Source organism: Pseudomonas sp. MF08875 (genome assembly GCF_059862525.1).
Genome location: NZ_JCBCUW010000002.1, coordinates 164388 through 175950, shown reverse-complemented (window position 1 = coordinate 175950; position 11563 = coordinate 164388). Strand labels below are relative to the sequence as shown.

The following is an 11563-nucleotide window of genomic DNA, read 5'->3' as shown; positions in this document are numbered from 1 at the left end:
ACTTGAAGCTGCCCGGAGGGCCCTATGAGCTATGTGATCGACCGACGCCTCAATGGCAAGAACAAGAGCACGGTTAACCGCCAGCGCTTCTTGCGGCGCTACCGTGACCACATCAAAAAAGCCGTCGAAGAAGCCGTCAGCCGTCGCTCCATCACCGACATGGAACACGGCGAGCAAATCAGCATCCCTGGCCGCGACATTGATGAGCCAGTGCTTCATCACGGCCGCGGCGGCAAGCAGACCGTGGTTCACCCTGGCAACAAGGAATTCACTAGCGGCGAGCACATCCCACGCCCACCAGGCGGAGGAAGTGGCAAAGGGCCTGGCAAGGCCGGCAACTCCGGCGAAGGCATGGACGAGTTCGTCTTCCAGATCACCCAGGAAGAGTTCCTCGAATTCATGTTCGAGGACCTGGAATTGCCCAACCTGGTCAAACGCAACCTGACCGGCACCGACACCTTCAAGACCGTGCGCGCCGGCATTAGCAACGAAGGCAACCCTTCGCGCATCAACATCATCCGTACCCTGCGCTCAGCCCATGCACGGCGTATTGCCCTGTCCGGCAGCAGCCGGGCCAAACTCAAGGACGCCAAAGTCGAGCTTGAGCGTCTGAAGCGTGAAGAGCCCGATAATTTCGGCGATATTCAAGAGCTGGAGACGGAGATCGAGCGCCTGAGCGCCCGCATCCATCGCGTGCCCTTCCTCGACACCTTCGACCTCAAGTACAACCTCCTGATAAAGCAACCCAACCCAAGTTCCAAGGCGGTGATGTTCTGCCTGATGGACGTTTCGGGCTCGATGACACAAGCGACCAAGGATATCGCCAAGCGCTTCTTCATCCTGCTGTACCTGTTCCTCAAGCGGAACTACGACAAGATCGACGTGGTATTCATTCGCCATCACACCAGCGCCCGCGAAGTGGACGAAGAGGAGTTCTTCTACTCACGGGAAACCGGCGGCACCATCGTTTCCAGCGCCTTGAAGCTGATGCAGGAAATAATGGCCGCACGCTACCCCAGCAATGAATGGAACATCTACGCCGCACAGGCCTCGGACGGCGATAACTGGAATGACGATTCGCCGATCTGCCGCGACATCCTGATTAACCAGATCATGCCGTTCGTGCAGTACTACACTTACGTCGAAATCACCCCGCGCGAACATCAAGCCCTGTGGTTTGAGTACGAACGCATCGCTGAAGCCTTCTCTGACACCTTTGCCCAGCAACAACTGGTCTCGGCCGGCGATATCTACCCGGTCTTCCGTGAACTCTTCCAGCGCAGGTTAGTGACATGACCGCCAAAGAGCAGAAACGCCAACCCATTTCCACCGGCTCGGAATGGACGTTCGAGCTGATCCAGGCCTACGACCGCGAAATCAGCCGCATCGCGGATCGTTATGCCCTCGACACCTACCCCAACCAGATCGAAGTTATTACCGCCGAACAAATGATGGACGCCTACGCCTCCGTAGGCATGCCGTTGGGCTATCACCATTGGTCCTATGGCAAGCACTTTCTTAGCACCGAAAAATCCTACAGCCGCGGACAGATGGGGCTGGCCTACGAAATCGTCATCAACTCCGACCCCTGCATCGCTTACCTGATGGAGGAAAACACCATCTGCATGCAGGCCCTGGTGGTGGCCCACGCCTGTTATGGCCACAACAGTTTTTTCAAGGGCAATTACCTGTTCCGCACGTGGACGGACGCCAGTTCCATCATCGATTACCTGGTGTTCGCCAAGCAGTACATCATGCAATGCGAGGAGCGCCACGGCATCGATGCGGTGGAAGATCTGCTGGACTCCTGCCACGCCCTGATGAACTACGGCGTCGATCGCTACAAACGTCCTTACCCCATCTCCGCCGAGGAAGAACGGCGCCGGCAGAAGGATCGTGAAGAGCACCTACAAAAGCAGATCAACGATCTGTGGCGCACTATCCCCAAGGGCGCGGACAAGTACAGCGATAAAGACAATGCACGCTTCCCCGCCGAACCTCAGGAAAACATCCTGTATTTCATCGAAAAACACGCACCGTTGCTGGAGCCATGGCAACGGGAGATCGTGCGTATCGTGCGCAAGATCGCCCAATATTTTTATCCACAGCGCCAAACCCAGGTCATGAACGAAGGCTGGGCGACCTTCTGGCACTACACCTTGATGAACGATCTGTACGACGAGGGGCTGGTCACCGACGGCTTCATGATGGAGTTCCTCACTTCCCATACAAGCGTGGTCATGCAGCCGGGTTTCGACAGCCCCTACTACAGCGGCATCAACCCCTATGCGCTGGGGTTTGCCATGTACCGGGACATTCGTCGCATGTGCGAGGAGCCGACCGAAGAAGACCGCCACTGGTTCCCGGAGCTGGCCGGAACCGATTGGCTATCGAGCATCAAGTTCGCCATGAGCAGCTTCAAGGATGAGAGCTTCATACTTCAGTACCTGTCGCCCAAGGTGATCCGCGACCTCAAACTGTTCAGCATCCTCGATGACGACCAGAAAGATGACCTGCTAGTGCCTGCCATCCACGACGAACCCGGCTACCGCACTATTCGCGAAACCCTGGCGGCCCAATACAACCTGGGCAACCGCGAACCCAACGTGCAGATCTACAGCATCGATGTGCGCGGTGACCGCTCCCTGACCCTGCGCCACCAGCAACACGACCGTAAACCCCTGGGAGAATCCACCGAGGAAGTGCTCAAACACCTGCATCGGCTGTGGGGCTTCGATATCCACCTCGAAACCCTGCAAGGCGAACAAGTGATGAAAACCCACCATGTGCCACCCCGCAACGAACACAGTGAGAACGATTACGGGCGTCTGGACCTCGCCGTCATCCACCTCTGACCCTCTACCAAGCCTCCGCAAATGCGGCACAAGGGTTATCCTGTCGCGCTAACGGAGGTTTTTCATGCAGATTTATAAAGTTGGCGGTGCTGTGCGTGACCGCTTGCTCGGCCAGCCTGTCACCGATATCGATTGGGTTGTAGTGGGCGCGACCACCGAAGAAATGCTCGCCAAAGGCTTTCGCCCAGTCGGCGCTGATTTTCCGGTGTTCCTGCACCCCAAAAGCGGCGAGGAATATGCCCTGGCCCGCACGGAACGCAAGAGCGGGCGCGGCTACGGCGGGTTCACCTTTCATGCCAGCCCCGAAGTCACCCTCGAAGAAGACCTGATTCGCCGCGACCTCACCATCAACGCAATGGCCGAGGACGATCACGGTAATCTGACCGATCCCTATAATGGCCAACAAGATCTGGCCGACCGGGTTTTACGTCACGTTTCCCCCGCATTCGCCGAGGATCCCCTCAGAGTTCTGCGCGTCGCTCGTTTTGCCGCCCGCTATGCCGGGCTCGGTTTCACCGTGGCCCGGGAGACCATGGAATTGATGCGTCGGCTCAGCGAGTCCGGCGAACTGCAAGCCCTGACCCCGGAGCGCAGCTGGAAAGAAATTTCCCGCGCATTGATGGAAGAACAACCACAGGTATTTATCCAGGTTCTGCGCGATTGCGGAGCCTTGAAGGTCTTGCTACCTGAGGTGGACGCTCTGTTTGGCGTACCGCAACCCGAGGTCCACCACCCGGAAATCGACAGCGGCGTGCACACCCTGAGCGTTCTGGAGCAAGCCGCCCAGCACCAACAACCGCTGACAGTACGCTGGGCCTGCTTGCTGCACGATTTAGGCAAAGGCCTCACGCCCCAAAGCGAATGGCCAAGGCACATTGCCCACGAACACAAAGGCCTGAAGCTGATAAAAACCGTCAACGAACGCTTCAAGGCCCCACGGGACTGCCAGGAATTGGCGCTTTTAGTCGGCCAATATCACACCCACGGTCACCGCGCCCTAGAGCTGAAGCCCTCAACCCTGCTGGAGCTGCTGCAAAGTTTTGACGTCTACCGCCGGCCGCAACGCTTCGAGGAATTCATCGTCGCCTGCGAAATGGACGCCCGTGGGCGCAAGGGCTTTGAGCAGCGCAGTTATCCACAGGCCGATTACCTGCGCGGCGCGGCCAGTGCGGCGCGCGGTGTGGCAGTGCAGCCCTTGCTGGAGAAAGGATTCAAGGGCCCCGAACTGGGGGAGGCCCTGAAGCAGGAGCGCCTCAACGCCCTGAAGGCTTACAAGGAAGCGGCGTCAGCCTGAAACCAACGCCGGGTGAGTGCTCGGCTGCGAGGCCGAGCCGGTCACAACAAATGAGCAGCGGTCAGAGGCTGGCCGCGCCACTCAAACGCGACCGGCGCCAGCACCTGGTCGATCTGCGCGTCACGCCACAATGCAGCGAAGCTCAGGCCAGCACCAGGGTGCAGCCGATCCGGAGCGATCAACGACAGCGGCCACAGGACAAAGGCATTCTTGAGGATTTCCGCACGCGGCAGGATCAAACCGTCGAAGTTGCCCACCAAGTCGCCGTACAGCAGTACGTCAATATCCAGCGGCAAACCTCTACGATCAGGGGCGTAACGGCCGTTATCCGCCTCGATATGCTTCAAACGGCGATCCAACTCCATCAACGGCAGGTCGGTAAGCGCCGACACCACGAAATTGAAGAACGGCCCGCTTTTGATCCCCACTGGCTGGCTCTCGAATACCGCCGAGCAGCGGAGATCCACCAGAAAACTGTCCAGAGCGTCCAGGCCGGCCCGCAAGTGGCGCTCACGCTCGACATTGCTGCCCAGCCCTAAAAACACCTGAGTCAGCGACATCCGCGCTCGATCTCCACGCCCACTCCGGTAGCGGCAGCCACTGCGCCGGGCTTGGTCACTTTGAGGCGCAACCAAGTGATACCGAACTCGCTCATCAACACCTGCGCCAAACGCTCGGCAAAGGTCTCGACCAATTGGAACTGCGCCTGCTCGGCAAACGCCTGGATGCGTGACGACACGCTGGCATAGTCGAGCGCCAGTGTCAGGTCATCACCTGCGGCGGCCGGGCGATTATCCCAGGCGAAAGCCAGATCAAGGCGCAAGCACTGTCGGATGCCTCGCTCCCAGTCGTAGGCACCAATCACGGTGTCGACTTCCAGGCCTTCGATAAACACTCTGTCCAAGCACTCTTCTCCGCAGCACGACAAGGGCGCAATGCGCCGTTAGACTCAGGGCGTCCCCGCCCGGAATAGTTAGCATGTTTTGGTTACTGGCGATCCTCGCCTACCTGCTCGGCTCTCTGTCCTTTGCCATCCTGCTCAGTCGCCTGACCGGAACCCCCGATCCGCGGATGAGCGGTTCAGGCAACGCCGGCGCCACCAATATGCTGCGCGTGGCCGGCAAGAAGCTGGCGATTCTGACCCTGCTTGGCGACCTGTGCAAAGGCTTGCTGCCCGTACTGATTGCCAACCTCGCCGGCCTGTCACTGCAACAACAGGCCTGGGTAGGGCTGTATGCGGTTATCGGCCATCTGTTCCCGCTGTACTTCCGCTTTCACGGCGGCAAGGGCGTGGCGACCGCGGCCGGAATGCTGCTGGGGCTCTACCCACCAGCGGCGCTGCTGGCCATCGGCGCCTGGCTGCTGACCTTCTATCTCACCCGCACCAGCTCACTGGCCGCCCTGATCGCCACGCCACTTACCCTGCCATTACTGGCCTGGCAAGAGCCGGCGGCGTTGCTACCGATGAGCGTGCTCACGGTGCTGATCGTCTGGCGCCATCGCGGCAATTTACGCGACCTGTTTGCCGGGCGCGAACGGCATTTCTGAATACGAAAGATGAACGCCGCTCAGGATGACCGGTAACAGCGTCTTAAAGCGGCGAAAGCTGCTCCATCGGCCAGCGCGCCTGCACGGTAATTGCCAGGCTTTCATGCTGGCCGGCCTGCAAGCGCTGACAGCCTGCAAAAGCAATCATCGCGCCGTTATCGGTGCAGAACTCCGGCCTGGCGTAGTAAACGTCGCCCTTCATGTCACCGAGCATTTTTTCCAGCGACAGGCGCAATGCCTTGTTTGCACTCACGCCACCGGCAATCACCAAACGCTTGAGGCCGGCCTGCTTGAGCGCGCGCTTGCACTTGATGGTCAAAGTCTCCACCACCGCCTGCTGGAACGCCAGAGCGATGTCGCAGCGGGTTTGTTCACTGTCGTCTCCAGCGCTGACAGCCTGCTGCCACGTGTTGAGGGCAAAGGTTTTCAAGCCACTGAAGCTGAAATCAAGCCCAGGGCGATCACACATTGGTCGCGGAAACACAAAACGCCCGACAGTACCCTGGGTGGCCAGGCGCGCAATCTCCGGGCCGCCCGGATAGTGGAGGCCCATCATTTTCGCGGTTTTGTCGAAGGCTTCCCCGGCAGCATCATCCAAGGTCTCCCCCAGCAGCTCGTATTGGCCAATGCCATCGACCCGAACCAACTGGGTATGGCCGCCGGAAACCAACAAAGCGACGAACGGAAACTCGGGCGGTTGCGGCTCCAGCATTGGCGCCAGCAAGTGGCCTTCCATATGGTGCACGCCCAGCGCCGGAATACCCCAGGCAAATGCCAGCGCCTGGGCGCAGGAGGCACCCACCAGCAACGCGCCGACAAGCCCGGGGCCTGCGGTGTAGGCAATGGCATCGATCTCGGTAGGCACGCAGTCTGCCTCAGCCAACACTTGGCGGATCAAGGGGAGCATGCGTTTGACGTGATCTCTCGAGGCCAGTTCTGGCACCACGCCACCATAGGCGCGATGCAGGTCGATCTGGCTGAACAGTGCGTCGGCCAGCAGGCCCCGCTCACTGTCGTAAAGTGCAACGCCGGTTTCGTCGCAGGAGGTTTCTAATCCCAGTACTAGCATGGGTTGGCGCCTTGTAGAGGCTAAATTCGAAGGCGCGCATAATAGTCGCCACTTTGCGCCCCGACCAGCGCTTTTCGATCAGAGGCTTTGCATTCCGGGCGATGAGGGGTTAACATCCGCAACCCTTAAAAACCGACGTCTTCAAGTGCATTTTTGCCGCGAGGATGTTGACCCCGGTAATGAATGAAGGTAGCTCTGGATGCCAGCCGTCAAAGTTAAAGAGAACGAACCCTTCGACGTAGCTCTGCGTCGTTTCAAGCGCTCCTGCGAAAAAGCCGGTGTTCTGGCTGAAGTTCGTAGCCGCGAATTTTACGAGAAGCCGACTTCCGAGCGTAAGCGTAAAGCAGCAGCCGCTGTTAAGCGTCACGCGAAGAAAGTTCAGCGCGAGCAGCGCCGCGCCGTTCGTCTGTACTAATACACAGACGTTCGTAGCAAGCTTCTGCCAAGCCCGGCCCTCAGCCGGGCTATTGGCATTTGCGGATATCGTTGGATGCTTTACCGTCAACGCCGCCGACGCGACCGAGACAAAATCGCTTCACCACGTCAGACCTGGCTCTTTTGCCAGCGGTGCACGTCTTTTCTGACGAGCCTTACAAAGGCTACTGACGAGCACACCCCACTGTTTCCCAAGCAGACGATCAGCCCAAGGCACGATCTCCTGTGCCCGCTTTTTGAGCTATCCGAGGCCCGTCACTGGCCATTGCCGGATTCAGCGCAGCACTTTCAACTGGTCGAATACTGATCGGCGCTAACGCCAGTGAATTTTCGACAGATACACTCCCCTAGAGCGAATACGCACACGACATCCGGTCGAGCCGCCTACCATTGCGCCTCGGATCAACCCGACATCGACCGCGTGCGCTGGGTCTAATTTTCGCAGTGATGACGAGAACGCCATGGCCGGGCTAATTCCCCAGAGCTTTATTGACGACCTTCTGAACCGCACCGACATCGTCGACGTGGTCAGCTCGCGCCTGCAAATGAAGAAGGCCGGCAAGAACTACACGGCCTGCTGCCCATTCCACAAAGAGAAAACCCCGTCTTTTAGCGTGAGTCCCGACAAGCAGTTCTACTACTGCTTCGGCTGCGGCGCCGGCGGCAATGCCCTTGGCTTCATCATGGACCACGACAACCTGGACTTTCCCCAGGCCGTCGAAGAGCTGGCCAAAGCCGCCGGCATGGAAATCCCCCGTGAAGAAAGCGGTCGCCCACACAAGCCACGGCAACCCACCGACTCGCCGCTCTACCCCCTTCTGACCGCCGCCGCGGAATTCTACCGTCAGGCCCTCAAGAGTCATCCCGCACGCAAAGCTGCCGTGGACTACCTCAAGGGCCGCGGACTGACCGGCGAGATCGCCCGCGATTTTGGCTTGGGCTTTGCCCCGCCAGGTTGGGACAACCTGTTCAAGCACTTGAGCAGCGACACCTTGCAGCAAAAGGCCATGATCGACGCCGGCCTGCTGGTCGAAAACGCCGAGACCGGCAAGCGCTACGACCGTTTTCGTGATCGGGTGATGTTCCCGATCCGCGACAGCCGTGGCCGGATCATCGCGTTCGGTGGCCGCGTGCTGGGCGACGACAAGCCCAAGTACCTGAACTCACCGGAAACCCCGGTGTTTCACAAGGGCCAGGAACTGTATGGCCTGTTCGAGGCACGCAAGAACAACCGCAACCTTGACGAAATCATCGTCGTCGAAGGCTATATGGATGTCATCGCCTTGGCGCAGCAAGGCCTACGCAATGCGGTGGCGACCCTGGGCACCGCCACCAGCGAAGAGCACCTCAAGCGCCTGTTCCGCGTGGTGCCCAGCGTGCTGTTCTGCTTTGACGGTGACCAGGCCGGCCGCAACGCCGCATGGCGGGCTCTGGAAGCAACACTGCCCAGCCTGCAAGACGGGCGGCGCGCGCGATTCCTGTTCCTGCCCGAAGGCGAAGACCCCGATACCTTGGTGCGCTCCGAGGGCACTGATGCGTTCCGCGCACGGATCAACCAGCACGCCCAGCCGCTGGCCGATTATTTCTTCCAGCAACTGACCGAAGAGGCCGACCCGCGCTCCCTCGAAGGCAAGGCCCACATGGCCACCCTCGCCGCGCCGCTGATCGACAAAGTCCCGGGAGCCAACCTGCGCACCCTGATGCGCCAGCGCCTGAGCGAAATCACCGGCCTCAACAGCGAAGCCGTTAGCCAGCTAGTGCACAGCGCGCCACAAGAGGCACCACCCGCTTACGACCCTGGCATCAACTACGACGCGGTGCCCGATTACGCCGACTACCACCAGCCCCATGAGGCGTATGCCCCCCAGCAGGAGTGGAGCCCGAAAAAACCAGGGGCCGGCGGTAAAAAGTGGGAGAACAAGCCCTGGGATAAAAAGGGCAAGCGCGGTGGTGATCGTGACCAGCCCAGAGCACCGCGCATCCCGGCAGCCGTGGAGCCGCCGACCTTGGCCGCCCTGCGCACTTTGCTGCATCACCCGCAACTGGCAAAAAAAGTCGAGGACGCCGGGCACTTTGCTGCCGAAGACCACACCAACACACAGTTGCTGGTGGCACTGCTCGAGGCCGTACAGAAGAATCCTAAGCTAAACTCATTTCAACTGATTGCACGCTGGCACGGCACCGAACAAGGTCGCCTGCTCAGAGCGCTGGCAGAAAAGGAGTGGCTGATTGATGGCGATAACCTTGAACAACAGTTTTTCGACACCATAACTAGCTTGTCAGCTCGCCAACGTGAGCGAAATCTGGAACAACTTCTGAGAAAAGCACGCCAAAGTGAATTGAGTGCCGAAGAGAAAAACCAATTGCGCGACCTTCTCAGTCGCACTGTTTCCACATCAAACCCGACCTCAACTGGCGCGTGAGGTCATAGCTCAGGTATAATCCTCGGCTTGTTTTTTGCCCGCCAAGACCTTCAGTGGATAGGGTGTTATGTCCGGAAAAGCGCAACAGCAGTCTCGTATCAAAGAGTTGATCACCCTGGGTCGTGAGCAGAAGTATCTGACTTACGCAGAGGTCAACGACCACCTGCCGGAGGATATTTCAGATCCGGAACAGGTGGAAGACATCATCCGCATGATTAATGACATGGGGATTCCCGTACACGAGAGTGCTCCGGATGCGGACGCCCTTATGTTGGCCGACGCCGATACCGACGAGGCAGCCGCTGAAGAAGCAGCCGCCGCGTTGGCAGCGGTCGAGACCGACATTGGCCGCACCACTGACCCTGTGCGCATGTATATGCGTGAAATGGGTACGGTAGAGCTCCTCACACGTGAAGGCGAAATTGAAATCGCCAAGCGTATCGAAGAAGGCATCCGTGAAGTGATGGGCGCAATCGCGCACTTCCCTGGCACAGTTGACCATATTCTCTCCGAGTACACTCGCGTCACCACCGAAGGTGGCCGCCTGTCCGACGTCCTGAGCGGTTATATCGACCCGGACGACGGCATTGCGCCGCCTGCTGCTGAAGTGCCTCCGCCTGTCGACCCGAAAACCGCGAAAGCGGATGACGAGACCGAAGACGAAGAAGCTGAAGCCAGCACCGACGACGAAGAAGAAGTTGAAAGCGGTCCCGACCCGATTGTCGCCGCACAGCGTTTTGGCGCTGTCTCCGACCAGATGGAAGTGACCCGCAAGGCCCTGAAAAAGCACGGTCGCGACCACAAGCAGACTATCGTCGAGCTGTTGCTGCTGGCTGAGCTGTTCATGCCGATCAAACTGGTGCCTAAGCAGTTCGAAGGCCTTGTAGAGCGCGTTCGTAGCGCCCTGGATCGCCTGCGCCAGCAAGAGCGCGCCATCATGCAACTGTGCGTTCGTGATGCACGGATGCCGCGTGCCGACTTCCTGCGCCAGTTCCCCGGCAATGAAGTTGACGAAAGCTGGACCGACGCACTGGCCAAGGGTAAGAGCAAATACGCCGAAGCCATTGCGCGCCTGCAGCCGGACATCGTTCGCTGCCAGCAGAAGCTGAGCGCGCTGGAAGCTGAAACCGGCCTGAAGATTTCCGAGATCAAGGACATCAACCGTCGCATGTCGATCGGTGAGGCCAAGGCCCGCCGCGCGAAGAAAGAGATGGTGGAAGCGAACTTGCGTCTGGTGATCTCCATCGCCAAGAAGTACACCAACCGTGGCCTGCAATTCCTCGACCTGATCCAGGAAGGCAACATCGGCTTGATGAAAGCGGTAGACAAGTTTGAATACCGTCGCGGCTACAAATTCTCGACTTATGCCACCTGGTGGATCCGTCAGGCGATCACTCGCTCGATCGCCGACCAGGCCCGCACCATCCGTATTCCGGTGCACATGATCGAGACGATCAACAAGCTCAACCGTATTTCCCGCCAGATGCTGCAGGAAATGGGTCGCGAACCGACCCCGGAAGAGCTGGGCGAGCGCATGGAAATGCCTGAGGACAAAATCCGCAAGGTACTGAAGATCGCCAAAGAGCCGATCTCCATGGAAACCCCGATCGGTGATGACGAAGACTCCCACCTGGGTGACTTCATCGAAGACTCGACCATGCAGTCGCCAATCGATGTCGCCACCGTTGAGAGCCTTAAAGAAGCAACGCGCGAAGTCCTCTCCGGCCTCACTGCCCGTGAAGCCAAGGTTTTGCGGATGCGCTTCGGCATCGACATGAATACCGACCACACCCTTGAGGAAGTCGGTAAGCAGTTCGACGTTACCCGTGAGCGGATTCGCCAGATCGAAGCCAAGGCGCTGCGCAAGCTGCGCCACCCGACGAGAAGCGAGCATTTGCGCTCCTTCCTCGACGAGTGATGACAAAACCCCCAGCCTGGC

The 11563-nt window shown here is 59.2% G+C and carries 10 protein-coding genes; 7 read left to right on the top strand and 3 right to left on the bottom strand.

Translation table 11 applies throughout. From position 1 onward, the window contains the following. Positions 1–24: 24 nt before the first annotated feature. From AC19YT_RS02100 to AC19YT_RS02090, 3 genes are all read left to right on the top strand, one after another. Positions 25–1296, top strand: coding sequence for a YeaH/YhbH family protein (locus AC19YT_RS02100; RefSeq protein ID WP_095108959.1), 1272 nt, complete (start codon positions 25–27; stop codon positions 1294–1296). Beyond that, positions 1293–2855, top strand: a complete 1563-nt coding sequence (locus AC19YT_RS02095) for a SpoVR family protein (RefSeq protein ID WP_095108958.1) — start codon at positions 1293–1295, stop codon at positions 2853–2855. Before AC19YT_RS02100 ends, AC19YT_RS02095 begins: the two co-directional genes overlap by 4 nt. Positions 2856–2919: 64 nt before the next feature. Continuing rightward, complete coding sequence (locus tag AC19YT_RS02090) at positions 2920–4149, top strand: multifunctional CCA addition/repair protein (protein ID WP_500609627.1); 1230 nt, start codon at positions 2920–2922, stop codon at positions 4147–4149. Positions 4150–4190: 41 nt separating this feature from the next. On the opposite strand, the gene folK is transcribed toward AC19YT_RS02090, so the two are convergent. Further along, positions 4191–4709 (bottom strand): 2-amino-4-hydroxy-6-hydroxymethyldihydropteridine diphosphokinase, encoded by a 519-nt coding sequence (gene folK / locus AC19YT_RS02085; RefSeq protein WP_095108956.1) that lies wholly within the window; start codon positions 4707–4709, stop codon positions 4191–4193. Next, positions 4700–5053: a dihydroneopterin aldolase gene (gene folB, locus AC19YT_RS02080; protein WP_095108955.1), complete on the bottom strand. Its 354-nt coding sequence runs from the start codon at positions 5051–5053 to the stop codon at positions 4700–4702. Before folB ends, folK begins: the two co-directional genes overlap by 10 nt. 74 nt (positions 5054–5127) lie before the next feature. On the opposite strand from folB, the gene plsY reads away from it, so the two are divergent. Then, a complete protein-coding gene (gene plsY, locus AC19YT_RS02075; protein WP_095108954.1) occupies positions 5128–5697 on the top strand; it encodes a glycerol-3-phosphate 1-O-acyltransferase PlsY in 570 nt (189 codons plus the stop codon). 43 nt (positions 5698–5740) lie between these two features. Here plsY and tsaD read toward each other — a convergent pair whose 3' ends face one another. Continuing rightward, positions 5741–6766: a tRNA (adenosine(37)-N6)-threonylcarbamoyltransferase complex transferase subunit TsaD gene (tsaD, locus tag AC19YT_RS02070; protein ID WP_095108953.1), complete on the bottom strand. Its 1026-nt coding sequence runs from the start codon at positions 6764–6766 to the stop codon at positions 5741–5743. A gap of 199 nt (positions 6767–6965) precedes the next feature. Here tsaD and rpsU point away from each other — a divergent pair, with 199 nt between their 5' ends. From rpsU to rpoD, 3 genes are all read left to right on the top strand, one after another. Further along, the gene (gene rpsU / locus AC19YT_RS02065; RefSeq protein WP_002551877.1) at positions 6966–7181 is read left to right on the top strand and encodes a 30S ribosomal protein S21; all 216 of its coding nucleotides are present in this window, start codon (positions 6966–6968) and stop codon (positions 7179–7181) included. A 481-nt stretch (positions 7182–7662) separates the two neighbouring features. Further along, positions 7663–9624, top strand: a complete 1962-nt coding sequence (gene dnaG, locus AC19YT_RS02060) for a DNA primase (protein ID WP_095108952.1) — start codon at positions 7663–7665, stop codon at positions 9622–9624. 67 nt (positions 9625–9691) lie between these two features. Further along, positions 9692–11542 (top strand): RNA polymerase sigma factor RpoD, encoded by a 1851-nt coding sequence (rpoD, locus tag AC19YT_RS02055; protein WP_095108951.1) that lies wholly within the window; start codon positions 9692–9694, stop codon positions 11540–11542. The last annotated feature ends 21 nt before the right edge of the window (positions 11543–11563 follow it).